25 protein-coding genes are annotated in these 25,076 nt (G+C 53.7%); 13 read left to right on the top strand and 12 right to left on the bottom strand.

The window, feature by feature from the left end:
• Position 1: 1 nt before the first annotated feature.
• From LOH54_RS07780 to trxA, 3 genes are all read right to left on the bottom strand, one after another.
• The gene (locus LOH54_RS07780; RefSeq protein ID WP_231018315.1) at positions 2-853 is read right to left on the bottom strand and encodes a DNA adenine methylase; all 852 of its coding nucleotides are present in this window, start codon (positions 851-853) and stop codon (positions 2-4) included.
• Between the two features lie 297 nt (positions 854-1,150).
• The gene (locus LOH54_RS07775) at positions 1,151-1,444 is read right to left on the bottom strand and encodes an ATP-dependent Clp protease adaptor ClpS (RefSeq protein ID WP_231018314.1); all 294 of its coding nucleotides are present in this window, start codon (positions 1,442-1,444) and stop codon (positions 1,151-1,153) included.
• A gap of 387 nt (positions 1,445-1,831) precedes the next feature.
• Positions 1,832-2,206, bottom strand: a complete 375-nt coding sequence (trxA, locus tag LOH54_RS07770; protein WP_231018312.1) for a thioredoxin — start codon at positions 2,204-2,206, stop codon at positions 1,832-1,834.
• Between the two features lie 178 nt (positions 2,207-2,384).
• Between trxA and LOH54_RS07765 the strand changes: the two genes are divergently transcribed.
• Both LOH54_RS07765 and LOH54_RS07760 read left to right on the top strand, forming a co-directional pair.
• Positions 2,385-2,690 (top strand): Dabb family protein, encoded by a 306-nt coding sequence (locus LOH54_RS07765; RefSeq protein WP_231018311.1) that lies wholly within the window; start codon positions 2,385-2,387, stop codon positions 2,688-2,690.
• 1,244 nt (positions 2,691-3,934) lie between these two features.
• Positions 3,935-9,268 carry a PKD domain-containing protein gene (locus LOH54_RS07760; protein WP_231018310.1) on the top strand — a complete coding sequence of 1,778 codons (5,334 nt, stop codon included), beginning with the start codon at positions 3,935-3,937 and terminating at the stop codon, positions 9,266-9,268.
• Between the two features lie 232 nt (positions 9,269-9,500).
• Here LOH54_RS07760 and LOH54_RS07755 read toward each other — a convergent pair whose 3' ends face one another.
• Positions 9,501-9,704, bottom strand: a complete 204-nt coding sequence (locus tag LOH54_RS07755) for a thioredoxin family protein (RefSeq protein ID WP_231018308.1) — start codon at positions 9,702-9,704, stop codon at positions 9,501-9,503.
• Between the two features lie 139 nt (positions 9,705-9,843).
• Here LOH54_RS07755 and LOH54_RS07750 point away from each other — a divergent pair, with 139 nt between their 5' ends.
• Together LOH54_RS07750 and LOH54_RS07745 are read left to right on the top strand one after the other, a co-directional pair.
• Positions 9,844-10,209: a rhodanese-like domain-containing protein gene (locus LOH54_RS07750; RefSeq protein WP_231018306.1), complete on the top strand. Its 366-nt coding sequence runs from the start codon at positions 9,844-9,846 to the stop codon at positions 10,207-10,209.
• 28 nt (positions 10,210-10,237) lie between these two features.
• A complete protein-coding gene (locus LOH54_RS07745; RefSeq protein WP_231018305.1) occupies positions 10,238-10,621 on the top strand; it encodes a thioredoxin family protein in 384 nt (127 codons plus the stop codon).
• Between the two features lie 385 nt (positions 10,622-11,006).
• Here LOH54_RS07745 and LOH54_RS07740 read toward each other — a convergent pair whose 3' ends face one another.
• Both LOH54_RS07740 and LOH54_RS07735 read right to left on the bottom strand, forming a co-directional pair.
• Entirely contained in the window at positions 11,007-11,534 is a 528-nt protein-coding gene (locus tag LOH54_RS07740; protein ID WP_231018303.1) for a 3'-5' exonuclease, read from the bottom strand.
• Positions 11,531-13,366 carry an ABC-F family ATP-binding cassette domain-containing protein gene (locus tag LOH54_RS07735; RefSeq protein ID WP_231018301.1) on the bottom strand — a complete coding sequence of 612 codons (1,836 nt, stop codon included), beginning with the start codon at positions 13,364-13,366 and terminating at the stop codon, positions 11,531-11,533. Before LOH54_RS07735 ends, LOH54_RS07740 begins: the two co-directional genes overlap by 4 nt.
• A gap of 66 nt (positions 13,367-13,432) precedes the next feature.
• Between LOH54_RS07735 and LOH54_RS07730 the strand changes: the two genes are divergently transcribed.
• Positions 13,433-13,594 (top strand): hypothetical protein, encoded by a 162-nt coding sequence (locus LOH54_RS07730; RefSeq protein WP_231018299.1) that lies wholly within the window; start codon positions 13,433-13,435, stop codon positions 13,592-13,594.
• A gap of 475 nt (positions 13,595-14,069) precedes the next feature.
• A complete protein-coding gene (locus LOH54_RS07725; protein WP_231018297.1) occupies positions 14,070-14,723 on the top strand; it encodes a DUF3530 family protein in 654 nt (217 codons plus the stop codon).
• An 84-nt stretch (positions 14,724-14,807) separates the two neighbouring features.
• Here the strand turns inward: LOH54_RS07725 and LOH54_RS07720 are convergent, their stop codons facing one another.
• Positions 14,808-15,413: a superoxide dismutase gene (locus tag LOH54_RS07720; protein WP_231018295.1), complete on the bottom strand. Its 606-nt coding sequence runs from the start codon at positions 15,411-15,413 to the stop codon at positions 14,808-14,810.
• A 303-nt stretch (positions 15,414-15,716) separates the two neighbouring features.
• Between LOH54_RS07720 and LOH54_RS07715 the strand changes: the two genes are divergently transcribed.
• The gene (locus LOH54_RS07715; RefSeq protein ID WP_231018294.1) at positions 15,717-15,935 is read left to right on the top strand and encodes a cold-shock protein; all 219 of its coding nucleotides are present in this window, start codon (positions 15,717-15,719) and stop codon (positions 15,933-15,935) included.
• 82 nt (positions 15,936-16,017) lie between these two features.
• Positions 16,018-16,203 (top strand): hypothetical protein, encoded by a 186-nt coding sequence (locus LOH54_RS07710; RefSeq protein ID WP_231018292.1) that lies wholly within the window; start codon positions 16,018-16,020, stop codon positions 16,201-16,203.
• Between the two features lie 74 nt (positions 16,204-16,277).
• Here the strand turns inward: LOH54_RS07710 and LOH54_RS07705 are convergent, their stop codons facing one another.
• A complete protein-coding gene (locus LOH54_RS07705) occupies positions 16,278-16,637 on the bottom strand; it encodes a hypothetical protein (protein ID WP_231018290.1) in 360 nt (119 codons plus the stop codon).
• A gap of 125 nt (positions 16,638-16,762) precedes the next feature.
• Between LOH54_RS07705 and LOH54_RS07700 the strand changes: the two genes are divergently transcribed.
• Positions 16,763-17,338, top strand: a complete 576-nt coding sequence (locus LOH54_RS07700) for a hypothetical protein (RefSeq protein WP_231018289.1) — start codon at positions 16,763-16,765, stop codon at positions 17,336-17,338.
• Between the two features lie 10 nt (positions 17,339-17,348).
• On the opposite strand, the gene LOH54_RS07695 is transcribed toward LOH54_RS07700, so the two are convergent.
• Entirely contained in the window at positions 17,349-17,939 is a 591-nt protein-coding gene (locus tag LOH54_RS07695) for a phosphoribosylanthranilate isomerase (protein ID WP_231018287.1), read from the bottom strand.
• A gap of 177 nt (positions 17,940-18,116) precedes the next feature.
• On the opposite strand from LOH54_RS07695, the gene amrA reads away from it, so the two are divergent.
• Complete coding sequence (amrA, locus tag LOH54_RS07690) at positions 18,117-19,115, top strand: AmmeMemoRadiSam system protein A (RefSeq protein WP_231018285.1); 999 nt, start codon at positions 18,117-18,119, stop codon at positions 19,113-19,115.
• Positions 19,116-19,136: 21 nt separating this feature from the next.
• Here the strand turns inward: amrA and LOH54_RS07685 are convergent, their stop codons facing one another.
• Complete coding sequence (locus LOH54_RS07685; protein WP_231018284.1) at positions 19,137-19,532, bottom strand: hypothetical protein; 396 nt, start codon at positions 19,530-19,532, stop codon at positions 19,137-19,139.
• Between the two features lie 167 nt (positions 19,533-19,699).
• Between LOH54_RS07685 and LOH54_RS07680 the strand changes: the two genes are divergently transcribed.
• From LOH54_RS07680 to LOH54_RS07670, 3 genes are all read left to right on the top strand, one after another.
• Positions 19,700-20,434: a hypothetical protein gene (locus LOH54_RS07680; protein WP_231018282.1), complete on the top strand. Its 735-nt coding sequence runs from the start codon at positions 19,700-19,702 to the stop codon at positions 20,432-20,434.
• 73 nt (positions 20,435-20,507) lie between these two features.
• A complete protein-coding gene (locus LOH54_RS07675) occupies positions 20,508-20,969 on the top strand; it encodes a hypothetical protein (RefSeq protein ID WP_231018280.1) in 462 nt (153 codons plus the stop codon).
• 129 nt (positions 20,970-21,098) lie between these two features.
• A complete protein-coding gene (locus LOH54_RS07670; RefSeq protein WP_231018279.1) occupies positions 21,099-22,217 on the top strand; it encodes a hypothetical protein in 1,119 nt (372 codons plus the stop codon).
• A 10-nt stretch (positions 22,218-22,227) separates the two neighbouring features.
• On the opposite strand, the gene LOH54_RS07665 is transcribed toward LOH54_RS07670, so the two are convergent.
• Together LOH54_RS07665 and LOH54_RS07660 are read right to left on the bottom strand one after the other, a co-directional pair.
• Positions 22,228-24,174: a sensor domain-containing diguanylate cyclase gene (locus LOH54_RS07665; protein ID WP_231018277.1), complete on the bottom strand. Its 1,947-nt coding sequence runs from the start codon at positions 24,172-24,174 to the stop codon at positions 22,228-22,230.
• A 50-nt stretch (positions 24,175-24,224) separates the two neighbouring features.
• On the bottom strand, positions 24,225-25,031 hold the full coding sequence (locus tag LOH54_RS07660) for a hypothetical protein (protein WP_231018275.1): 807 nt from the start codon (positions 25,029-25,031) through the stop codon (positions 24,225-24,227).
• Between the last annotated feature and the right edge of the window lie 45 nt (positions 25,032-25,076).

The raw sequence follows: 25,076 nt of genomic DNA, 5'->3' as shown, positions 1-25,076 counted from the left end.
TTCAAGCCGTTTGTTTTAAAGGGATATTTTGAAGTTGTAAATTGGGATTATAAATAAGAACTTCAGAGCCTTTGTTTCTTGACATATGTGTAGAGTAGGTTATAGAAAAAGTTTCTTGCGGAAAATCTGAATATAATTGATTGATCTCATCGCAATTATCATAGGTTATGATCCAAGGTGAGGTTAACTTTTTAATTGAATCTCTAATGGCTGCATGGTCACTTGGATTATAAAAGTTTCTATAAAGTTGTGATCCTTTTTTAAAATATGGAGGATCTAAATAAATTAGAGAATTTTTAAAACCTCTAATTGGTGGTTCTTTAAGTAGTTCAATTGCATCAAGATTGAATAATGTAATTCTGTTTTTGTATTTTGCAATTAATTGAATGCGAGCAATTAAATTCTCTTTATTGTATCGTGCATCGATTTTGTATTTTCCATCTTGTTGATTACCACCAATTACACCTGCTTTTAAAATACCTGAACGGTTTGTTCTATTGAGAAAAAATGTTGCGAAACCAACTTCAAGAAGTGAATGTTCGTCTGTATTATTTATGATTTTGAGTTGCTTTTCCCGTTCTTTTATGGTCACTGGTGTATCCCTAATTAAAGTAGTTAAAGCATCTGTTTCATTGATGACTGACCACCAAAAACTATAAATCACTGGATCTGCATCATTGATGACGATATGATCAACATACTCTTGTAATAATAAATATAGTGCTACTGCTGCCCCTCCAGCGTAAGGTTCTATATATACACCTCCACTGATATTATTATGACGCATGAAATTAGCTACCCAATTGGAAAGCTTTCCTTTCCCACCAGGATATCTAAGAGGTGAATAAAACAATCATTAACCTTGAAAACTATTATTGTTGAAATTCAATATTACACTATGACAACTTTATTAGGGAGAAAGGGAGTGTTGACATTGAATGATTTTATGAAGGTTATTGGGTAGGTGAGAATCAACGGAGCATTTTTCGAAATAGCAGATCTAGTATATAGTGGAAAATAAATATCATAATCTGGTAGAGAAAACTCTCTATTTTAAGTTTGGAAAAAATGCTCCAATTAGATTGACATAACATTTCTCAATTCGCTAACAAGTTTAGCTTTGCTCAGAACATAGATTAAATAAAAGCCCTTATTGTTCTTCAACCGAACAGCGCATGGGAAATCCCTCTTTGCGGGCCTGCTCCCGAACCATAAACGCCTTTGTCTCTGCGATTTCGTATGTGTAGATGCCGCACAGGCCCTTGCCCTTGGTGTGGATGTCGTGGGTGATGGCGTCCGCTTCCGCGATGGTTTTGTGGAACACGGCGTTGATGATCTTGATGCAGAACTCCCAGGTCGTATAGTCGTCATTGAGCATGAAAACGGCGAACATTTTCGGTTCGCTGGTGGCGAGTTCGGTCTTGCTTTCGAGTTGTGTTGACATGGCGGAAGTCTAGCATATTAAAAGATGCAAAGGGATTTCATCCCCCTAAATTAGCTTCGGTCCCCGAAGCGCATTCAATAAATTGGCAATTGGCCTTGAGCGCTCTTTGAAAGCCATCCCGGAGGCATAAAGCCGGGAGGGGTGAGCGATTCGCGAAAGGCCGCTTTTTGCGCTACTTTTTCTAAAAAAGTGGCATAAACATTCTTCTCTATCTTTTCTTTTTACAAAGAAAAGAAACAAAAGAAAATCGTCGTTGCGCGAATCGCTCGCCCTTTCTCGGCTTTATGCCTTCAGGGCGGCTTTCAAGGCACGCTTAACGACAGGTCGCCTATTGATTTATGCGCTTCGACGAGTCGAAGCTGATATGTGATATGGGAGCCTTGAGGCTTATTGCTGCGCGGCCGCTTCCTGCTTTGCAATTGTTTCACGGACCATGTCCATGTCGAGCGCCTGCGCCTTCTCCGCGATATCCAGCAGCTTCTCGTGGAAGAGAACCCCCTCCTGCTGGAACACGACAATTTCGTCTTTCATGACCACCGTTGTCGGGATAGAGCGGATCTGGAACTGCGCGGCGAGTTGCTGCTGCTCGTCCGTGTTGATCTTGGCGAAGGTGATGTCGGTCACGTTCTCCGCGATGCGTTCAAATATGGGTCCGTACTGCTTGCAGGGGCCGCACCATGTTGCCCAGAAATCGATGATAACGATTTCATTGTCCGCGATTGTCTTCTCAAAGTTCTCCTCTGTTAGTGCCATTAGTGCCATTCTTTCTCCTTGGTTGTTTTACGCTGCTATGCAAATTAGATTCAAGGGGTGATTTTAGGGGAGTTTTTGTGGTGAAATACCCCCTGCATGTATAAATTTTGCAACTCGGCCGGCAGCTAATGGATGATGCAGACTGTTCATTGTGTTGATAGCAGATTTTTTCTAAGCGAGGTGAATGATGATAGTACACGTTGAAATGTATAAGTTCAAACACGAACTGAGCAAGATGGCCAACATGGTCAAAGCCAAAGAGATGCTTGAAGGGCTGCCCGAAAAGGTGGAGTGGCTGCAGACGATGCAGGTGGGGCTGGACTTTAACCACGGGGCGCACTCGTATGACCTGTGCCTCTACGCGACCTTTAAGACGAAGGAGCACCTGATGTGGTACAAGGTCGAACCGGAGAGCCTGGAAGTGCTTAACTTCATAAAAGACAACACAGAAGAGATGCATGTTGTCGATTACGAGGTTGATGAAGAGGAGTAGTGGGTATGCTCATTTGATGCGTACCTTCTGTTGCGACCAGGCTCTTTATACTCTCAGATTAGCTTCGGTTCCCGAAGCGCATAAATCAATAGGCGACCTGTCGTTAAGCGTGCCTTGAAAGCCGCTGCGGAGGCCCAAAGCCGGGAGCAGCGAGCGATTCGCGCAACGACGATTTTCTTTTGGTTCTTTTCTTTGTAAAAAGAAAAGATAGAGAAGAATGTTTATGCCACTTTTTTAGAAAAAGTAGCGCAAAAAGCGGCCTTTCGCGAATCGCTCATCCCTCCCGGCTTTATGCCTCCGGGATGGCTTACAAAGAGCGCTCAAGGCCAACCTTCAATTGATTGAATGCGCTTCGACGTGTCGAAGCTCTCTTTCTTTTACTAGCTTCGATCCATCGAAGCGCATAAATCAATAGGCGACCTGTCGTTAAGCGTGCCTTGAAAGCCGCTGCGGAGGCACAAAGCCGGGAGCAGCGTGCGATTCGCGCAACGACGATTTTCTTTTGGTTCTTTTCTTATGAAAAAGAAAAGAATGAGGGGCCTATCTCTTTGCCACTTTTTTAGAAAAAGTAGCACAAAAAGCGGCCTTTCGCGAATCGCTCATCCCTCCCGGCTTTATGCCTCCGGGATGGCTTACAAAGAGCGCTCAAGGCCAATTCCTGATTTGATTGAATGCGCTTCGATGTATCGAAGCTAATTTGTTTAGTGGGCGCCGCGAAGTTTATTGCTGGGCTGCCGCTTCCCGCTCCGCAAGCTTTTTGCGTACCTTCTCCATATCTGGAACCGTGATCCACTCGTCTTGTATGTTCACATGCCCCTGTGGATGTTTTCCGTAATAGTACGGAACCGTTTTTGCATAGAGCATAGGCATTAGTGCGCTTTTAAAGTGTGCCGGACCCCTTGGTGCCATCCTCGCTTGAACGAATCTCATCGAACCTGCAAAAGCCTTGGAAGCCCGTTGAAGCGTGAAGGGGTCAATACGGAGTGACGCGTCAAGCAGAATAAGGTTTCCAATAAAAAGCAACTTCTCCCTTGAGCCCGACAACGCTATTCTCTCTGCAAGACGGTGTACAGAGGCCTTCAGATGCGTGCAGGAACAGATTTTCTAATCTTTGTCAGTATTACCAAATGTTACATATTCTTATATTTTATGTCCCTATAACAAAAAAAAATACTGTTATGGCTTGTATTGAAGTAACGGTGTGATAAAAAATTATCTTTTATCGTCAACTGGAAAGGATTAAAATGAAATATGCATTAACAAGTGTAATACTTGTCATCTATGCACTACTGTTTTCTGCCTGCGGAGGAGGCGGAAGTAACTCGGGAGCATCAGCGGATGCTCTGGCGCCGTCAACACCGGTTCTGGTCTCGTTGAACTCGCCGTCACAGGTCGGCGTGACGCTGTTTTGGCTTCCGGCTACCGACGACGGCACGGCTGCCGACGAGATTGTCTATGAAGTCCACATGGACACCGCCGAAGGCTTTACCCCTACGACAGCCTCGCTTAAAAAGACAGTCACGGGTGTCGCGGAGGCCGATATAGATGGGCTGCTCCCCAACACGCTTTACCATGTCAAAATCAAAGCCATCGACAAAGCCGGCAACTCGGTGATTTCCAAAGAGGAACAGATCACGACCCTCGAATTTGGCACGACAGTCTCATCAGCTTACAAGATCATCCCGGTCGCAGATCTTCACGGTGTGAATGTAGTCGTCAACGATACGAACATCACATTCACCGAGACGAACACGACACTTTATCCAGCCTATGGAGATGTCATCGTCGGAGATTTGGAGCATATCTTTTACCGCAAGGTTGTGGGGCTCGGCAAAACTGGTACGACCATTGAGTTGCAGACGATCGAGGCCAGCGTCGATGATATCTTTGTACAGACGCAGTTCATTTCAAACACCGTCTTGTTTGACGCTGCTGAGGTCCCGGCAGTCATGAGCAGCACATTGCAGCGTACTACGGCATTCAAAGGCGCCTCAAATACACGGGAAACGACCTGGGCATCGGGGCGCTTCAAGGCGACTCAAACGGTAACGTCTCATGCGACGCCTGCTTCCGCTACGGCACGATCCGTGGCGTATAGCGCTTCATTTGGCGCCTTTAATGTCACGATGCCGACAAACCAGATTGCGGTTAACGAGGGAGAGACCCTTACTGCTACGATTATTGCGAATCGAACCGATCCGGAGTATGAATTCAACGGTATCCGCATTGAGAAGGTTACACATGGCGGTACGGTCGTTGACCCTGCAACCCTGGGAATGACACTGACCAGAAACGGTACAGACCCCACGTTTATCAGCGCCGAGCTCAAGATGCTGGCTACCAGCCAGATGGTGAGCGAGGATCCTTATATGGTCACGTTTGAACTGCGTGCGGACGAAGTGATCTGTGACAATGCTGCAGACCCCTGTGCAACGGCAACGGAAACGGTCGAACTGGAGATCCATGTCGTACCCAAGAGTCAAGAGATCAGCTTTGGAACAATCAATGCCAGCCTCTCGACGCCAGATGGGGTGCTCTCTGCAGGGATGAAAGTGGAGTTCGCCCCTCATCTGACATCGCAGGTTGTAAAAACAGGCACCTTCTCGATCGATAAAGCCGAAATGTATTTGGAAGGTGACGTGCACTTTGATACCGAAGTACTGCTGAACTTCGAAGCGGCAAAAACCATAGGTGTCCGTACCACTGACGACGGCGTTGCCCCCCTGTGGCAACGTAACTTTACTCGGGTGTTTTTAGTGGCGGGCGTACCGGTGCTAGAAGAGATTACGCTCAGGTTGGATGCGGAGCTGACAGCAAACGCTGCCGGGGCCATCAAGGCGTCCACCAAAATGAACAATGTCATCCCGATCAAATCGGGTTTCCGTTATGAGAATGACAGCTGGGAAGCCATCGGTAGCAAGGAGGAGCCCACTCCCACCTATACGGCATCGATCAGCGTTGAAGGCAAGGCGGATGTCACCTTCAAAATCATACCGAGTGTACAATCGAAGACATGGAAAATCATTAAAGGCAGCGTGGCCGTGCCGCTTTGGGCCCAGGCGGCCATCGCTACCGAGGGCAGCATCCAAAATGCATCTGCCGATTATCGCCTGACGGATTTGGGCGCAACGCTTGGGGTGGATGTCACGTTAAAAGCGGAATTGGGCTTGGATTCCATGGAATACTTACATATGGGCTGGACGAAGAATTGGTCGATGTACCATGACGGCATTTTTTCGTTACCAAAGCTTGGCGTGAAAGCCACTACGCCTTCTGATTACGGCGAGGTGACAGTGGTCGGGCTTGTCGAAGACGGGATCAATAACCCGTTTGAACAAAAGTATGTCGACTGGAAAGTCTTACCCGAAGAGGGGGTGTATATCACCTATCCCGATGTCAACAATCGGGAAATCGCGAAACTCCAGTTCACCCAGCCGGGTGACTATACGGTCTACTTTATCGGCGGCAGCCAGAAGCTGAGTCAGAGTTTCGGTCGTCAGTACGCGACTGCAAACGTGAGTGTGACCGATATCAAGACGGCAGTACCGGCCAACATCGCGCCGGTCGCCATTGCCGGTGCCAACCAGCTGGTCATGGCGGGCGAGACGGTGACGCTGCCCGGATGGAACAGCGTTGACAGCGACGGCAAGATCGTCAAATACAGTTGGTATGACAACGGAACCCTGATCAACGAGAGTACGGCGAAGAGCTACGACTACATCTTCGCCCCGGGGGATCATACGGTTAGACTGGTGGTGACGGACGACAAGAATGCGACTGGCGAGACGGAAATCCTGGTCTCGGTCAAGGATGTCGTGCTGCCGACGGCGGGGGAACTGCCTTCCATGGCGACGCTTCCGGCGGAGTATCAGGGCGAAATCTCTCTCAACGCAGCTTCGTATACAACGCTTTGTCCTAAATACAGAGCGGAACTGGTTGACTCACCGGCATACGCAGATAATGTGGATACTTTTTATGTCGGGGCTTACAGATGTTCCTATCAATATGACAAACTCATCACATCGCAGCAACACATTAACGATGTTCCAAACGGGCTGACGCTGCATTTTGGAAACGATTTCAGGATCAGTCATGTCGAGAGTTTCAGTAACGGCGAGCCTGACGGGGCGCAAATCTATTTTGATGCCTTGGAGAACGTCCGTGCACTGTACTCATATGCCAATGGTGTTGAACACGGTCCCTGGTTCACAGAGAGCGAGTGGGGCTATCATCTGAATGGTCTGCAACACGGTGCATGGCACAGCGTCGATAGTGTGTTTGCTCCGGAAAGCTCACAATATAATCTTGTGTATGCGGATAGAGTTACCGATGCCGTATGGGACAACGGAAACCTGGTGCAGCGCACTGTTGCCATCAACGGTGTCGTGACCGAAGAGTACAATACGCTTAACGGTCAGCTGGACGGGCGTCAATACACGCTCGATCTCTATGACAACAATACGACGAACATCGAGGAGTATGCCGCCGGTGTACGCAACGGCGTTTACTATACGAAACGCACGGATACGAATGGGGATGTCTACGAGTTCACAGCCAACTACCAAAACGGTACACTGCACGGGACGGTACAGCTTCTGCGCAATGGCGCATTGTTGCTGGATGGAACGCTGCAAAACGGGTTGTGGAACGGAACGGTGACAGTCAAAGAGGGCCAATTCAGTCTGGAGTATGTCAACGAAGATCTGCGCACACTCATGGAACCGGTGCAGCGCATCTGCGGCTACACGTCTTGGGGAACTCAGTATTGGCGGGCTGCTTCCATCCCGTTCGTTAACGGCATTGTGGATGGGACGGTAGATTATGGCGGTACCAGGGCTGTTACCTATTCAAACGGTATTATGCAGGCGCAGACCTACTACGGTGCGACGACCTACAGTGAGACCATTTATCAGTCCGAAACGGTGGCGCCGCGCTTTGACAGTGATTACAAACCGGCGACGTGGACCCTTTATGATACAGCCGACAATCACGTCATGGAGCAAAAAATCTACAACAGTGCAGGTGAGCTCAGCCTGTACATGGTCTATGATCAAAACGGTCTTTTGGCCGAGAAAATCGTCTATCATGAAGACGGCTCATATGTACGTTATCTCTATACGGCGGGTGAACTGCGTTTTGAGTACCCCTATAACGCTTCGGGACGCAATGACGGTGTGCTGAAGACCTACCATCCGGGGGAAATCCTGGAGTACGAGATGCCGTATACGGATGGTACGCGTCACGGTGTCGAAAAATGGTACCTGGCAGACGGGAACCTTTCACTGGAACGGCCCTATGACAACGGTCTGCTTCAGGGGATGGAAAAGCGCTACTATGACAATCGTATGCTGCATATCGAAACGCCATGGGTCGCAGGGCAGCAGGAGGGGATAGAGACTGAATACTGCGAAGACGGCACGACGGTAAGGGGTTTGCGCCCCTATGTTGCCGGCAAGCTGAATGGGGTGGAGAAGGTCTATTTCGACTATACGACGCAGCTCGCTTCCGAGACGCCGTACACGGACGGCCAGAAGCATGGGCTTAGCAAAACGTACTCGTCAACGGGCATCATCTTGAACGAAACGCCTTACAGTTATGGCAAGCTTGACGGAACGCAACGGTTCTTTAATACAGATGGCGAATTATACTTGGAACGCGTATGGGCGGCCGATGTTCTCGTGAGCGAGATGACGTATTGTACCTCGGGGTATTACATGGATGACAATGGCACCTGTGTTGCCGTTGCTGTCTGTACAGAGAGTGAAAAACTGGTAAACAATACCTGTGTTCCGCTGACCTGTGAAGCGGATGCCTATAACTGTCCGAGCTGTACCGTCAACCAGGTGTTGCGCTATTATCCCGACGGCAGTGGCTATTGTGAAGACATCGTCTGTGCCGATTCGGAAAAACTCGTGGACGGGCAGTGTGTCCCGATGACCTGCCAAGCGGACGGTTACAACTGTCCAGTATGTACCGATACACAGCTGCTTGTGTATAACCCTGATGGAAGCGGGAGCTGTGAGGATATTCTCTGCGCTGAAGGTGAAAAGGTTGACGGCGGAGTCTGTGTGCCGATGACCTGTCAAATGGACGGCTACAACTGTCCGACGTGCAGCAGCTTTGAAGTGCTGATGTACAACGCCGACGGCAGCGGTTACTGCGAGATTCCCACGGGTGCCGTGCTCGACTACGCAAGCTATTTCCCGAATGCTCCCGGTTTCTATCCATTCTGGATGGACATCGATGCTCAGGATAATATCTGGATTCTGAATAGCGACTATAACAACCCATATGACGCTATCAAGTTTGATGGCAGTACGGTAGAAACATATGTCTGTCCGACCAGACTGGATATGATCGAATGGACATGGGTTCTGCCCGATGGAAGTTTCATGATCCAGGGGATGATGGGTGATTACTGCGTCGTAGAGAACGGCGTGACCCGCTATCCGACGACGACCGAAATACAGTATGCCGAATCGACAAGTATTCATGGGTCAGCTTCCTGTATGCAGGATTCTACAGGGGCGACATGGTGTATACCAGGCATAGATGGCTCTGTTTTGACAAAAAATTAAATCTATTTTATTCCAGTCTGTTGCAATCATGAATTCGATTGCCAAAGAGATCGTAAATTAGCGGTCGGGAGGTGTCAGCCTAAACGGTTTGATGTCGCCTTCCGCCAGCTGCGATAGATCCCAATAAGTGTAGATAGAAATGATAATGCGGCAGTGGGAATAACCGAAAATAAGCAGCACAGAGCTTCGCTCGAATACGCTTACAAAACCTGCCGCTTGCTGCGCCTCGCTACTACTGCTGCGCGGCCAGCTGCTGCTGGTCGTCCGTGTTGATTTTGGCGAATGTGACGCCGCTCGTCTCCTCCGCCACCTTTTCAAAGATGGGACCGTACTGTTTGCAGGGGCCACACCATGTAGCCCAGAAGTCGATAATGACGACCTCATTGTCCGCGATGACCTGCTGAAAGTTCTCATCTGTCAGCGCCAATAGTGCCATGTGTTGTCCTTGTCTGTTTCACGGGGCTACTCATATTGGGTTCAAGCAGGTTACATTTATCTGTTCAGGCATGATTTTTGTATATAGACAACGAAATACCAGGCGGACACGCGTGTCTGCGCAGTAAAGAGGGAAATCAATGTTAAATTTCGGACCGTTCAAGTCGCTTTCGACGAAGGAGTTCCAGCAGAAGCTGGAGGAAGGCTTCACCGTCATCGACATTAGAAGAGCTGACGAGTGGGAGTACGACGGCATCATCGAAGGAAGCCATAAGATCACCTTTTTCGACGCGATGGGGGGCTTCGACATCGACACCTTCCTGGAGTCATTTTCGAAGGTCGTCACTGACAAAGAGCAGCCTTTTATCATGGTCTGCGCGCATGCCAGCAGGACAAAGCAGGCGTGCGAGATCATGGGTTCGAAACTGGGCTACAAAAATGTCTACGAACTCGACGGCGGGATCAACTGGGGTTGGATCGACAAGGGTCTGGAGACGGTGAAGTAAGTAAAAGCAAAAGCAGGAGAAAAAATAGATGCTCGAACTGACAAAAGAGAATTATGATATTACCGTTGACGGCAGTGAGATTGTGATCATAGATTGCTGGCAACAATTCTGTGCACCGTGCGCACAGTTTGCCCCTATCTTTAAAAAGACGTCTGAAAAATACCCCGAGATCACCTTCACTAAGCTCAATTCCCAGGTGGAAACGAGTATTTCGGATCATTTCTTTATCTCAAGCACGCCGACAACGGTGATTATGAAGGAGAAAACAGTCGTTTTCAAAAAACCGGGCGTATTTTCGGAGGAGGAGCTTGTCGAGATTATCGACAAGATAAAAGCGATGGATATGGAAGAGTTCCGTGCTGCAAAAGCGGCGGAAAAAGCAGCGAGAAGGGCGGCACGCCAGCAAAAATAGCTGCGTCCCAAAATTCCACTCTCACACAAGCTTCGGTTCCCGAAGCGCATTCAATTGAATTGAAAATTGGCCTTGAGCGCTCCTTGAAAGCCGCCCTGGAGGCATAAAGCCGGGAAGGGCGAGCGATTCGCGAAAGGCCGCTTTTTGTGCTACTTTTTCTAAAAAAGTGGCATAAACATACTTCTCTATCTTTTCTTTTTACAAAGAAAAGAAACAAAAGAAAATCGTCGTTGCGCGAATCGCACGCTGCTCCCGGCTTTGGGCCTCCGCAGCGGCTTTCAAGGCACGCTTAACGACACTCTGCCTATTGATTTAATGCGCTTCGACGTGTCGAAGCTCTATCGTTTCCCACTATCGTCGACTTACCTTCCTACGAGCATTGCGCTCACCGCGGCGCACCGTCCATGCGGTTCAAAATTTCCAGCGTCTTCGTGACGTCGTAGATGGCGCTGTGGTACTGCTCCTCGTCGAAGTCGATGCCGTAAAAGGCGCAGGTCTCTGCGAGCTTCGGGTTTTTCAGCCCGCCCCTGACGTTTTTGGCGTTGACGATGCGCTTGTTTGCCTGCATGGTGCAGAAGTGCTTCTCAAAAGCGACAAGGTCGCCGAGATGGCGCAGTTCGAAAGCGATGTTGTGTGCGACCAGCGTCGTCGCGCCATTGCAGAAATCGGCGAACTCCCGATCCTCGTCGAAATGCTCCGGGTACGATGCTTCTCCCCGAAGCGCGATCAGGCGCGAGGGGGAGAGCTTATGGACGGCGAGGGAGTGCGGATTGACCGGGTAGCGTGAAAGGTAGTAGCGGTGGAAGGTTTCGGTAACAATGTAGCCCGCCGCAGTTTTAGAGACGCGCAGCGCGGCGACTTCGACGACGTCGTGGACGTTGTGCGAGTTCGTCTCGAAGTCGAGGAATATCACCCCTCCAGCTCCGCGAAGCGCTTCTCGTAGCTTTCCATGAGCTCGTCGAGTTCTTCCTGCGCTTCTGCGAGGCGTTCGAAATCAGCCTCGACCGCTTTTTCCTCTTTGGCGACGGTCTGGTGGAGTTCCATCACCCTGGAGTTGTCCCCGCTGTTCGAAGCGCTTACAAGCTCCGCGTGGAGCGTTTTGATGCGCGCTTCACCCTCCATGATCGCTTTCTCCAGCTTCTCCACCGCTTTGCGCAGCGGCGCGGTCGCCTTGGAGCGTTCGCGGGTGAGCGCGTTGATCTCTTTTTTGTTCGCCTTGTAGTTGTTCTTGGGGGCGGTTTTGACCTTTTCTACCTGGTCCTCCTCGCCCCAGCCGATCTTCGCCAAAAAGTCGTCATAGCCGCCGTCGAAGTACTCGGCCCCGTTTTTGGAGAAGATGATGAGCCGGTCGGCGACGCGGCGGAGCATCTCCTCGGAGTGGGTGACGATGATGCAGGAGCCCTGGAAATTCTCGATGGCGACCATCAGCGCCTCGATGGAGTCGATGTCGAGGTGGTGGGTCGGTTCGTCGAGGAAGAGCAGGTTCGCCGGGCGCGCGAGGATCTGGCCGAGCATGACGCGGCTCTTCTCACCGCCCGAGAGCAGGGAGACCTTCTTCTCGGCGAGGTCGCCGCTGAACATCATGCCGCCGCAGATGCCGCGCACGACGGCGGCGGAGAGTTTCGGGTTGGCCTCGTAGATCTCCTCCATGATGGTCTGGTCCGGGTTGAGGCGCGAGATGTTCGTCTGCCCGAAGTGGCCGAACGAGGTTGATGGGTGAAACGCCACTTCGCCGCTGAGAGGGGTGAGTTCGCCGGCGATGTTGTTGAGGAGGGTCGATTTACCCGAGCCGTTCTTCCCGATGATGGCGAGGCACTGCCCCCTCTCCAGTGTGAAGGAGACGTCCTTGAAAAGGAGGTGCTCCGGCGTATAGCCGAAGCTGAGGTCCTTGACGTCGAGGAGCACCTTGGCCGGGGTCTCCTTGAAGTTGAAGTCGAACGTCAGCGTCGCGTCGAAGCCGAGGTCGTCCATCTCCCCCATCTTCTCAAGCTGTTTGACCTTGGACTGGGCCAGCGCCGCGGTGGAGGCGCGCGCCTTGTTGCGGGCGATGAAGTCCTCGAGCTCCTTGCGCTTCTTGTCGTCGGCGGCCTTCTGCTTCTCGTAGAGCTCGTCGTTGGCCTTGAGCTGGTCGTAGAACTTGTGCGTGTCGCCGGGGATGACAAAGAGGCTGCGGCGCACGAGGCCCATGGTGTGGGTGACGATGGAGTCCATGAAGTCGCGGTCGTGGGTGATGAGGATCACCTCGCCCTTGAAGTTGCGCAAGAAAGCCTTGAGCCAGCGCAGGGAAAGGATGTCGAGGTAGTTGGTCGGTTCGTCGAGCAGCAGCAGGTTCGGTTCGGTCACCAGCAGCTTGGCGAGGTTGATGCGGATCTGGTAGCCGCCGGAGAAGGAGCCGGGGGCCTTGTCGAGGTCCTCCTGGTCGAAACCGAGGCCGAAGAGGATCTTCTCGACCCGGTAGAAGTCGTACTGCATCTCCTCGCTGAGGGCCAGCGCCGCCTCTTCGCGAAGGGTCGGTTCGGTGAAGTGGAGGTACTGCTTGAGCGCGCCGATGCGGTAGCCCTTGGGGGTGATGACTTCGCCGGTGTCAGGGCTCTCCTCGCCGAGGATGATCTTGAAGAGCGTGGACTTGCCGCTGCCGTTGCGGCCGACGAGCCCGACCTTGTTGCCCGGGTTGAGCTGGAAATTGAGGTTACTGAAAAGCTCCTGGCTGCCGAAGCTTTTGGAGAGGTTTGAAAACTGTATCATGGGACTCTTTGGACGGGTGAAGAATTTCGCGTATTATAACAGGTTGCTACCGCTGGGGAAAACGACTTGTCGAAGCTCTTTTCTCAATTAGCTTCGATGATCGAAGCGCATCAAATCAATCGGCAGTTGGTCGGCGCGCGTGCCTTGAAAGCCGCTGCGGAGGCCAAAAGCCGGGAGCAGCGAGCGATTCGCGCGACGACGATTTTCTTTGGTTTCGTTTCTTTGTAAAAAGAAAGGAAAGAAGACATGTCTTCTCTTTGCCACTTTTTTAGAAAAAGTAGCACAAAAAGCGGCCTTTCGCGAATCGCTCACCCTTTCTCGGCTTTATGCCTTCAGGGTGGCTTTCAAGGAGCGCTCAAGGCCAACTCTAATTTGATTGAATGCGCTTCGACATGTCGAAGCTCTTTTTTTCACATTAGCGTCGGTTTCCGAAGCGCATAAATCGATAGGCTAAGTGTCGTTAAGCGTGCCTTGAAAGCCGCTGTGGAGGCCCAAAGCCGGGAGCAGCGAGCGATTCGCGCAACGACGATTTTCTTTTGGTTCTTTTCTTATGAAAAAGAAAAGAATGGAACAGGCCAATTCCTGATTTGATTGATGCGCTTCGACGTGTCGAAGCTCTATGGATTTCGTAAAGCGTATATTGACGATTTTTACGCAGAATTTATACTCATGGTTTATCCTTGTCTGAAAAAAGGATACATTCATGCATCGACTGCTGCTGACCGCACTTGTTCCCATTTCACTACTGGCCGTCACCCTGCCCGAAAAAGCACTCTACCTCGAAGGCAGTAGCGACAAAGGCATTATTCTCGCGCACGGCAAGGGGATGCATCCCGATTTCAAAGTCGTCGGGCCGTTGCGAAAGGCGCTGAACGAAGACCTGGATTTCCATACCCTCTCCTTGCAGATGCCGACGAACCACGAGGACTACGAAGGGTACGAGGCGGAGCAGCCGCGTGTAAACGCCATGATCGACCAGGCCATCGTCTATTTGAAAGAGCATGGGGTGAAGACGATCTACCTCATGGGGCACTCGCTGGGGGCGGGGATGACCTCGAGCTACCTTGTTTCGCACCCCGATACATCCGTTGACGGCTACATCGCCGTGGGGTGCCGGGGCAACGGCAGCAAAGTGATCTCCTGCAACGACAACATGCCGAAGATCAACGTGAGCGTGCTGGACGTCTGGGGCAGGGCGAACGGGGAGGACGAAGGGTTCGCCGCGACGCGAAGAAAACTTGTCGGACCGAACTATAAACAGTACGGCATCGACGGCGCGAACCATGTGCTCGACGGCGCTGAGGGGTTCTTTGTCGACGAGGTCGAAACGTGGCTTGAAGGTCAGGAAACGGAATAGTGTAATCGGTACGGAGTCAGAGGGGAGGGGTGTGGACTATTTGACCTCTGCACACTGCAGAGGCCCGGAAAAAATGAAGGCTGCTTAGTTGTACCCGATAATCGGGTCGTCTTCTTTGGCTGCCCAGTTGTCGGAGACGAACTTCCAGTTGATGAGCTTCCACCAGTTTTCCAGGTAGGCCGCGCGGTTGTTGCGCTGGTCGATGTAGTAGGCGTGTTCCCAGACGTCGCAGACGAGCAGGGGGCGCAGGCCGTCTTTGATCGGTGTTTCGGCATTGCTGTACTTCTTGATGGCGAGGCTGCCGTTTTGGTTGACGAGCCAGACCCAGCCGGAGCCGAAGAGGCTTGCGGCGGCGTTGAGGAAGGCGTCTTTGAAATCCTCCATGGAGCCATGGTCGTGCTCGATCTTGTCCATGAGCACCGTGGAAGGAGAAGTCTTCTCCGTGCTCAGGCCGTACCAGTAGAAGTCGTGGTTGAAGACCTGCGCGGCATTGTTGAACGTGGGGCCCTTGGATTTGCGGATAATGTCGAGCAGCGACGCGTCCGCGTATTTGCCGCCTTCGATCAGCTTGTTGAGATTGTTCACGTAGCCCTGGTGGTGCTTGCCGTAGTGGTACTGAATCGTCTCCGCGGAGATCATCGGTTCCAGTGCCGCCTCTTCAAAAGGCAGTTTCATCAGTTCGAATGCCATTACTTTTGCTCCTTGTTGCATTGGTGTTCTTCTGTTTTTGTTGCATAAGCTCTTTTAATGTGCAAAAATGAATCTCATCGCACGGCCGGGCGCCTTGCAACCCAATGAGACCGCCGCCATACCCGCGGAAATTCCTTTGGCATTCGCTTGCTACTTTTGAATGTTTCAGGTATAATTAAGGCATTGAAAGATGATCTAGAGTTTCATCTTGGTTTGTGATTATTGAAGCGTTCCTCAGTATTTTCTATTCCTCGTTTTACTCCGCATTATATTTTGACAACACTCCAACAAGAAGGTTTTGCAATGGCAGATCTTAAACACGGAACCGTTAAATGGTTCAACAGCGAAAAAGGCTTTGGGTTTATCGCCCCGAATGAAGGCGGCGACGACGTATTTGTACACTTCCGCCAGGTCAACAGAAGCGGCTACGGCCGTGTCGAGCTCAACGAGGGTCAGGAAGTGACCTTTGAGATCGGCCAGGGGCAGAAAGGCCCGCAGGCGGAGAACGTTACCGCCCTGTAATTCCGAGCGGCGGAGCTTTCCGCCGTTCCAGGCGTTTGATTAAGAGAGCACTGCTCTTTTATAGAGCGACTAAAGGACCCTGATGGACACGAAAGAAGAGACACTCAAGGCATTGAGTGAAGGCAAAGAACTGACCAGCACCGTCACCGGTCTGAAATACAAACTCATCGAGGGGCTCCTCCACTCCAGAAACAGCGAACGCGCCCAGTGGCAACGCAGCGGGCTGGATTTCCACAACCCCGTCTCCTGGCAGAACCTGCAGCACTGACAAGCGCGCCGAAGCCCGCAACCTCTACACCCCTCTGACCAAGCCCCCCGCCTCCCCGACTGCCGGGGAGGGTATTACGCTTCCGGCAGCAGCGCGTGCAGCGCCACGATGTAAAAGGGGACCTTCTCCCTCATCGTCATGTCGGTGAACCGCTCGCAGGCGGCCTGGACGGCGGCCACGATGACCATGTAGTACTCCTCGATGATGGAGTGGTCCAGCTCCAGGATGTCGGCGATCTCGTTGCAGGCCATCCGTTCGTCGTCCTCATCCATGTTGGGCGCCCACACACGCTCCGGGTCGCGCAGGCAGACGTAGCCGTGATCGTCGATGAGGTAGTAGAGTTCGGCGATCTTCTCCGTGTCGAACTCATGGATGTCTCTTTCGAAAAAAACGTTCTGCACTTCCTGCAGCGTTATGATCGTCCCTCTTGGCACATGGACTCCTTTTGCGTGCTTTCATCCGTGTCGAAATGCAGGAAACGGGCGCGACATTCGGCGCCGTTTTGTGCGTGGAAGAACAAAAAATGTAGGTCCGGGGAAAACCACAAAGGAACCGACCTATGATTTTCAACCATGAACTGCCAGCAGAAGTACAACAAGCCATCCTCGCCATGGACCCGGGCGATGCCCTCCCTCTGGGAATCGAAAACGACGAGCCCATGATCCTGCTGCGTCTCAGCGACGGGGCGGAGGCGCTGCTAGACGCCCCCGAGCTGGAGTGCGACTTCAAACCGACATTTCTGCTGATGCCCTATGACGGCAAGACCATCGGGGTCTGTATTGTCCAGTTCCGTCTGAACAAAGACGACAACTACATCTTTACGACACACTACGACATTACTGACCCAAAAATGTACGAATCCCTGAATGCATTGCTGAAAATGGACAAGTACAACGTCATCATCGCCACCGTCGCGAACCATACGGGGATGCCGGTAGAGACGCGCTTTGTCAGAACGTTCGATCCCCAGGAAGTACTGCAGAAGGCAAGGAGCGAGGCGCAAAATGAAGCCGGAGACGGCATGGCCTACCACATCTTCAACGGGATGATCGCGCAGATCGGCGACTACCCCACCGTCTGGCACACGCTCGAGGAGCTCGCCCCCGCGCGCAAAGAGTGGCTGCTGCAGGCGTAAACGCGCCCGCTTAGCACTGCTTGGCGGCGCGGATAAAGGCCCGCATCTTTTCGCGGTCCTTTTTGCCCGGTTCGCTCTCGACCGCGGTGCTGACGTCGACGCCGTAAAAACCGTAGGGGAGGGCCTGCTCGACGTTTTCGGGCGTCAGATTGCCCGAGAGGATGATCTTCGAGCACTCTTTTCCATCAAACCAACTGAGATCCAGGCTGCCGTCCGCTTTGAGCGTGTTCGCGCCGAAAACGTCGACGATGCGGTAGCGGTCGGCGAGGTAGTCGATATCGGTCTCGCGCTGCGCGCGCACGACGCGCAGGTGCGGCGCGACAAGGGAGCCGTACAGGGCGTCCGTCGCCTCGAAGTGGATCTGGGCGAGGGTAATGCCGCTCAGCGCGATCGCCTTGTTGATGAACTTGGCATCGCTGTCGACGAAGATGCCGACCTTCTCGACGAAGGGGGGCAGCTGTTCGACGATCTTGAAGGCCGCCTCGGGAGTGATGAAGCGCCGGGAGCCCTGGAAAAAGATAAAGTCGATGGCGTCGGCGCCTTCGTCCACGGCGGCGAGCGCATCCTCGAGATTGGTGATGCCGGTGATTTTTACGCGCATCTGTCCTCCTGTCATATGTAAAGATGGTGCGGCCTCCGGTGCGTGTCGCAGACCTACTCACCCATTGTAATGCAATGCCCGTTCATGCTGACCTCTGCCGTTTTTCGAAACCCTCCGTTTGCTCCGGGAGGAACAGAAATTGTAAGGGAGAAATAATCGCCTAAAGGAAAAGATATCATGACCTTGCAAGACATACTACTCAAACTCGCCCGCGCGGCGATCGAGGAGAGATTCGGAAAACCGTTCAGTTTTTCAAAAGAGATACTGATGGAGCAGTTTCCGCAGCTCTCCGAGCAGCGCGCGACGTTCGTGACGATCAACATCGACGGCGATTCGCTGCGCGGCTGTATCGGCTCGCTTCTGCCCCACGCCACCCTCTTCGACGACGTCATTTACAATGCCAAGGCCGCGGCCTTCAGTGACAAACGTTTTTTCCCGCTGAGCGAGAGCGAGTACCCCTATTGCAGCATCGAGATCTCGCTGCTGGGCCTTCCCGAAGAGCTGGAGTACAGCGACGCGGAGGATCTTAAAACGAAAATACGACCCGGAATAGACGGGGTGATCTTGCAGCAGGAAGACCGCAGCGCGACCTTCCTGCCCCAGGTGTGGGAGGAGTTCCCGAGCTTTGACCACTTCTTCGGTCAGCTGGGCGTCAAGGCGGGCATCAGAGGCTTCGCGCTCGACCATCATCCCCGGATCTATATCTATCAGGTCGAGCGTTTCGAGGACAGGGCGCTGGACGACGAGGAGGCGCTTCCCGAGGATGCGGCGGCTGCCGAACCGGCACCCGCGGCCTCCTATGCGACCGCCCAGGACGCTGAGGCGGGCTTCTACCGGGCGTTGGAGTACGGGGACCTGGACGCGATGCTGGGCGTATGGGCCGATGACGATGCCGTCGTCTGCATTCACCCCGGCGGGGAGCGCATCCAGGGGAGCGCCGCGGTCAACCGGAGCTGGCGCGAGATGCTCTCGGGGCAGCCCATCATGCGTTTTGAACTTGAAGAGGTCCAGCGTACGGGGGACGCGCAGCTCAGCGTCCATACGCTGCGCGAACGCATCTTCGTCGGCAGCCAGCTGGCCGGGGTGGCGCTGACGACGAACGTCTATAAGCAGGAAGAGGGGGGATGGCGGATGCTCATGCACCACGCCTCCCCCGATCCGGTGGTGATGCGCTAGCCTCCGCCGGCGCGGGAACGGTTAGAAAACCGGTTCGGTGATGTTCATGCGGTAGAGGAAGACGCCGTCGATGACGACGCCGTTGATCTCTTCGCGGGAGAAGTTGATGCCCAGGATCTCGTCGCCGGTATTGACGACGGAGTTGAGCAGTTCGAGGATCGGCGCGTCGTCGAAGGCGAGGCCGATGTCGGTGAGGGCAAGTTCGGGAAGTTCCGTATCGTGCAGGGCCATGAGCTCCGCGACCGCCGCATCGAATGCGGCGTCATCGATGGTGTCGACGTGCCCGACCAGCAGCTGCCATGCATCTTGTTCCGGGTTGTAGATCCAGAACGCCGCTTTGGGCTTGAGACCGCTCTTGTCGAGCAACTCGACAAAGCGTGCCCCGCTCGTCATCATGTTTTGTGTCAATGCTTTCATTGGTTTCCTTTGGTGTTAGGATGGAGTTCGGCCACGCCGATCGCCTGCGCGTTTTGGGGTGTATTGCACTTTACGCTCCAACGCCGGGGCGGGCTGGGCAAAACGGGGGTTTTCCATTCGCGGCGAATTACTGTAAAATCCGCTAAATGCTCTAAAGGCCCAATACCATGCAAGCTTTCGGAAAATTCGCAACCGAGTACGACCTGGAGTACCTCGTCGAACACTACCTCTACTTTAATGCCCCGGACGAGGCGATCACCGCGGAGGACCTGCCGCGCCTGCTCAAGAAAAAGAACAAAACCGTCGCGGGGACGATCTTCCTCTACAATCCCGCCATGGCGCCGGAGGGGTACAACGTCGATTCGCCGTTGGCGGAGCAGGGGTACGCCTTTGACGGCAGCTATACGCCGCTGCAGTTCAACAAGCTGATGGACATCTTCCAGTCGCGCATCCACGGTTTCGAGGGGAAACTGATCGAGGTGAAGTACCTCTTCAACTACAACCGCCCCGACATCGAACCGACCTCGGTGCTGGAGACCTTCAACGAGGACATCGAAAAGCTCCCCTCGTTCCAGCTGACCCGTTTCAGCCGCGAGCTCAACTACCACGACGTCAGGAACATCCGTCTCAGCGGCAAGTTCGTCTTTTTTGCCTGGGGCAACCGCTTCGACCGCCACCACCCCAATATCCTCGCTTACGCCAAGTCCATTTTCGATCAGAGCGCGAAGATCGGCAAGGAGCGCGCCTACATCTACGACCCGGGGCTGCGGCAGCAGATGAGCGAGGAGGGGGCGCGGTTCCTCCACCCCGTCGCAGCCGGGAAACTTAAAACGAAGGTGACCGAGGCGCTGGCCCGGGCCTTCGACACAAATCCGCCGCTCCCGACGCCGTACGAGGTATAATCGTACGATACTCATACTTCGCTCATAGTGCGGGCGTACCATTTGAGTATCCCACCTGTAAAAGGAGCACGTCATGAAAAGGGTAATGACATTAGCGGCAGCACTATCGCTGCTGGCGGCGACGGCACTGTTGGCGCAGGGCCCGGGCGGCGGGACGATGCAGAAGTCCCAGTCGCAGATGCAGACGCAGCAGATGCAGATGAAGCAGAGCGGTATGATGATCCAGAACCAGACCTATCTGCAGACGCGGGACCGGACGAAAGACCAGCTTCTCGACGCGACGAAGGACCAGGACAAGGACCAGACGCGCGATCGCCTGAAAGATCAGATCGATGAGCCGGATCAGGACCGCCTGCAGGACAGACTGCACGACCGGGTCGATGTGCCGGACCAGGACAAGGACCAGACGCGTGACCGCCTGAAGGATCAGATCGACGAACCCGACCAGGACCAGATACGTGATCGCCTGAAAGATCAGATCGACGAGCCGGATCAGGATCGCGACAGAGACCGCATCCACGTCGAGAGCGACTAACGTTCACAGGGCAGACGGGACTTCCCGGACTGCCGCCTCTCTTTCTTCCCCTCCGCCAAACCACCGCTTCATCATAAAACACATTAAACAATGGATACAATACATTATTGCGCTGTAAGCGGCGGCGGAGTGTCGAAGCTCCCCGGCGTATCCGGCACGCTGCTCGGCGCGGACAAACCGACAGGAGGAAACACGATGCCATTGCCTACCGATGTGAATGCCACCCAGGACATCAATACGAGTCTGTACTGTACCCTTCAAACGATGGGAACGTCCGATCTGGACAATATGATTGTCGGAGTAGGTTTGCTGCTCTTCTTTATCGGCATGCTTGTGTTCAGGTACCGGGCGATCATCTCGCCGTCGATGATGCGCCTCGAGTCCGAACTGCAGTCGCTCCGGGCCCAGGCCCTCGCTTACCCCGACACCCCCGCGCAGAGCAAATTGGTCGCGGAGCAGAAGCGCATCCTTGAGATGATCGAACAGAAGGTCGTGGGGGTGAACGCCCTGGATAAATGCTTTATCAGTTCGGGCCGGATCATCTCGGGCTGGCGCATGCTGCATAATGCAAAAAACATCATCATCGACGAGATTGGTGACATCAACGAAGAGCTGGAGGTCACTCGCCTGCGCCTTGCCGAACTGGATTCGGCGGAGGCGAAGAACCTGGCCAAACGCATCGAACTGAACCTCAAAAAAGAGGAGGCGACGGAGAAGAGCCGGAAGCAGCTCCTGGTGGAGGGACGGCGCGTCTATTACAGCTACCGCGACGACTATTTCGAAATGCTCGCCGACTGGCAGAACAAGACGATGTGGCTGACCTATATTACCCTCCTGTTCATCGCGATGCTGCTCTGGGTCGAGCAAAATGCACTGCTGCTCGTGGCAGGGGGAATAGGCGGTCTGCTCAGCAAGCTCAGAAGCGTTATCCAGAAACCCGATATCCCGAATGATTACGGCTTCTCATGGTCCACGCTCTTCCTGACGCCGATGATCGGGGTGCTGACGGGGTGGGCCGGGCTCTATCTGGTGATCGTGCTGATCGAGGTGGATATCTTCGGGCCTCTGTTTACGGAGATCCTAAGCGGATCGCAGGGGTGCCCCTCCGCCGCGTTGATGATCATCGCCCTGGTCTTCGGCTACTCGGCCGGTCTCTTTGAAAAAATGATCACCAAGGTCGAGACCTATGCGACGAAGGAGAAGAAGAAGATCGACGTGACGGCAGCGAGTGAGGGCAACGAGGGGTGATGCGCCGCGGCTAGAGGGCGGTCTCGGTGATGGCCTCGTCCACGACGACGATGTTTCTCCCGGACGCCTTGGCCTCGTAGAGGGCTTTGTCGCTGCGTGCGATGGTGGTTTTGAGGTCGTCCCCCTCGTGGTAGATGGTGACGCCGAAGCTCGCGGTGATCTGCCCGACCTCCGCGAACGCCGCGGTTTCGATACGTTCGCGGACTCCCTCCGCAATGGCGGTCAGGCTGTGGAGGCTGTCGACCATCATCAGCAACAGGAACTCCTCGCCGCCCCAGCGGATGATAAAGTCCTCCTGACGGATGGCGCGGCGGATAACGTCGACGAAGGTTTTGAGCACTTCGTCGCCGCGGTTGTGGCCGTAGGTGTCGTTGACGCGCTTGAAGTGGTCCAGGTCCACCATGATGACCCCCAGCAGTTTCTGCTGTGCGTTGGATGAGTGGCAGAGCTTGTGGAAGGAGCTGTCGAGGAATTCGCGGTTGTAGGCGTGGGTCAGCTTGTCCCGCGAGGCACGTCGTTCGAGCTCCCGCTGGTTGAGGATGGTCAGACTAATGTCGGTGAAGACGACAATGTAGCGCTGCCCGGGGATGGGGTTGATCGTGACGGTGTAGACGCGGGGGGTCCCCTCGCGGTCGAGCATCTTGACGATCCGCCGCGTCGCGGGGGTCTCCATCAGCGTTTTGACCCACTGTTTGCCGTCGGGGACCTTGCCGAGGTGGAAAAAGCGTTCGTCGGCGATAAAGAGCTCGCAGATGCACTCGTGCTCCTTGAGGAAATCCTCGAGGGAGTCGTAGCCGAACGACTCGAAGAAAAAGCGGTTGGCGAACTTCAGTTTATGGCCGTCAGTGAGGATGACGACGTTTTTTTGCAGGTCGATAAGCGACTGCAGCTGGCGCTTGTCGATTTCGATGGCACTGCGCTGCAGGTTGGCGCGGTAGAGGAGGTAAAAGAGCAGGGCCAGGAGGGCCACGACGACGCCTGCCATGACCTTGTACTGAAAGAAGCGGGCCTGGAGGTCGCCATGCCTGCGGTCGATGATGATGTAGGCAACGGTTTTGCGGGAGATGGCATTGACGACGGGGACGAAGGTGATTGCGTAGAGATTGCCGTCGTTGGTTTCGAAGAAGTTGAAGGTGCGCCCCCGGGCGAGCATCGCGTCCAGGGAGCCGTTCTGCCGGATGTACGCGCGGATCAGCGCCGTCGTTTTCGAAGCGTGCCGCGGGGCCAGTACCTTTTCGGTCATGTAGTTCTCAAACAGTTGCGAGGGCACATAATAGCTTTGTTCTTCGGGAAAGACTTTCGATTTTACCGTGTCGGCGAGAATGATAAAACCGGTCTCGGCATGGATGGCGTGGCGGATTCTTTCGAGGATGGTCTGCATCGAGATGGAGAGTTCGACGCTGCCGAGGTAGTCGTTCCCGTCAAAGAGAGGATAGACGAAACGGTAGCCGTTGAAGATGCGCCCCTCCTCGAAGCCGCTGACGGGCTTGTGCGTCTTGTTGACATAGGCGACGCTGTCGCGTACGCCGGTCAGGTCGTCCCCGAACCGCCCGGGGCGGTGAAAGCGCAGAAAACTCTCGTTGTTGCTGAGATGGAAATGCATCTGCTTGAGGTGGTAGAGGCTGATATTGCGGTAGACGGGAAGCAGGAGCTCGTAGAGCCGTTCGCGGATCGCGGCGCGTTGCGTCTCCGATGCCGTCGGCACCTGCTTGTAGAGATCGATGACGTCTTTGACGTTGATGCGGTTGTAGAAGATGATGTCGGCCTGGGATTTGAACCCGCCGATGATGCTCTGGTAGGTCGACTCCGTCAGCTCTTTTTCGGCGGAGAGATGCCCCTTCACGCGGTCGGACAGAATGTCGTGGCTGAAGAGGAGGATCAGCAGGGCACTTAACACAAAAAATACCAGGTAGGTCAACGCCGGTGCAAGATGTAGTTTCTTGTGGTAAATGTTCATATTTACAGTATATAGAAGGGATGATTAATTTATTCCCTTGAGGACGGACTTTACCTGCCGATATCGAACACCCTCAGCACGAACTTGTAGAGCAGGAACAAAAACAGCAGCGGAAAGACGACGGTCTGGAAAACGAAGGCGATGATCAGCCGGACGATCTGGTCGCCGGCGGCGTTGGCCTCGGCTTTGTAGTGCTCGACCTGCTCCGTGTAGTAGCTGGTGCTGAAGAGGCTGTGCGAACTTTTTTTGAACCCCTCGATGTCGTCCGAGATCGCCGTGACCCCGCGGTCGAGTTCGACAATATTGTATTCGGGTTGGACAAAATGGGCGTAGACGAGGTCGTTGGCGAGGGCCATCAGCGGCACGCTGAAACGCAGAAAGACCATGATCACTGTGATCTTGAACAGGAGTGTACGGGGTTTTTCGTCGCGGGCAAAACGGACAAAGAGACAGAGGTTGTAGGCGAGCACGAGCGCGAGCAGCAGGTAGTTGAAAAGGGTGTCCGTGACGATGTTCATAAAGATCGTCTGGATTCCCAGGGAGGTGATGGAAGCCAGCATGATCCAGGAGAAGCGTTCGATGAGGTCGTTGACGGGGTCGAGCACCTCCCCCACGGCGAGGGTGACGCCGGGCGGTCCGACTTCGGTGCCCTGTATGACGGAGATGACGGCGTTGAGGGACTTGGCCGTGCCGAAGACGACAAGGGCCTGTTTAAAGGAGCTGTCGACGATCGCGCGGCCGGGCCTATCAAAGGTGCCGGCGAAGGAGAGCAGCAGCACCAGCAGCGACAGCGCGACGATAAGCAGTTGATTCCGGCGGCGGCGCAGGAAGGGGGCGGGCGTTTCGGATTCGGGCATGGGGGCTCCTTGGGTCTTGCCATATCTTAGCGAAACTGTGCATGA

Origin of the sequence: Sulfurimonas sp. HSL-3221, from assembly GCF_021044585.1 — a bacterium.
GTDB classification, from domain to species: domain Bacteria; phylum Campylobacterota; class Campylobacteria; order Campylobacterales; family Sulfurimonadaceae; genus Thiomicrolovo; species Thiomicrolovo sulfuroxydans.
Note: the sequence above shows the minus strand (reverse complement) of the source record. Positions and strands in the feature narration are given on the sequence as shown.

Bases quoted from the DNA above. Each gene is read 5' to 3' on its own strand.
- LOH54_RS07760 (WP_231018310.1), top strand. From the start codon at position 3,935: ATGAAATATGCATTAACAAGTGTAATACTTGTCATCTATGCACTACTG.
- LOH54_RS07715 (WP_231018294.1), top strand. From the start codon at position 15,717: ATGGCAGATCTTAAACACGGAACCGTTAAATGGTTCAACAGCGAAAAA.
- LOH54_RS07775 (WP_231018314.1), bottom strand. From the start codon at position 1,444: ATGTCAACACAACTCGAAAGCAAGACCGAACTCGCCACCAGCGAACCG.
- amrA (WP_231018285.1), top strand. From the start codon at position 18,117: ATGACCTTGCAAGACATACTACTCAAACTCGCCCGCGCGGCGATCGAG.
- LOH54_RS07750 (WP_231018306.1), top strand. From the start codon at position 9,844: ATGTTAAATTTCGGACCGTTCAAGTCGCTTTCGACGAAGGAGTTCCAG.
- LOH54_RS07725 (WP_231018297.1), top strand. From the start codon at position 14,070: ATGCATCGACTGCTGCTGACCGCACTTGTTCCCATTTCACTACTGGCC.
- trxA (WP_231018312.1), bottom strand. From the start codon at position 2,206: ATGGCACTAATGGCACTAACAGAGGAGAACTTTGAGAAGACAATCGCG.
- LOH54_RS07745 (WP_231018305.1), top strand. From the start codon at position 10,238: ATGCTCGAACTGACAAAAGAGAATTATGATATTACCGTTGACGGCAGT.
- LOH54_RS07665 (WP_231018277.1), bottom strand. From the start codon at position 24,174: ATGAACATTTACCACAAGAAACTACATCTTGCACCGGCGTTGACCTAC.
- LOH54_RS07680 (WP_231018282.1), top strand. From the start codon at position 19,700: ATGCAAGCTTTCGGAAAATTCGCAACCGAGTACGACCTGGAGTACCTC.
- LOH54_RS07720 (WP_231018295.1), bottom strand. From the start codon at position 15,413: ATGGCATTCGAACTGATGAAACTGCCTTTTGAAGAGGCGGCACTGGAA.
- LOH54_RS07675 (WP_231018280.1), top strand. From the start codon at position 20,508: ATGAAAAGGGTAATGACATTAGCGGCAGCACTATCGCTGCTGGCGGCG.
- LOH54_RS07695 (WP_231018287.1), bottom strand. From the start codon at position 17,939: ATGCGCGTAAAAATCACCGGCATCACCAATCTCGAGGATGCGCTCGCC.
- LOH54_RS07660 (WP_231018275.1), bottom strand. From the start codon at position 25,031: ATGCCCGAATCCGAAACGCCCGCCCCCTTCCTGCGCCGCCGCCGGAAT.
- LOH54_RS07700 (WP_231018289.1), top strand. From the start codon at position 16,763: ATGATTTTCAACCATGAACTGCCAGCAGAAGTACAACAAGCCATCCTC.
- LOH54_RS07735 (WP_231018301.1), bottom strand. From the start codon at position 13,366: ATGATACAGTTTTCAAACCTCTCCAAAAGCTTCGGCAGCCAGGAGCTT.
- LOH54_RS07755 (WP_231018308.1), bottom strand. From the start codon at position 9,704: ATGGCACTATTGGCGCTGACAGATGAGAACTTTCAGCAGGTCATCGCG.
- LOH54_RS07710 (WP_231018292.1), top strand. From the start codon at position 16,018: ATGGACACGAAAGAAGAGACACTCAAGGCATTGAGTGAAGGCAAAGAA.
- LOH54_RS07685 (WP_231018284.1), bottom strand. From the start codon at position 19,532: ATGAAAGCATTGACACAAAACATGATGACGAGCGGGGCACGCTTTGTC.
- LOH54_RS07765 (WP_231018311.1), top strand. From the start codon at position 2,385: ATGATAGTACACGTTGAAATGTATAAGTTCAAACACGAACTGAGCAAG.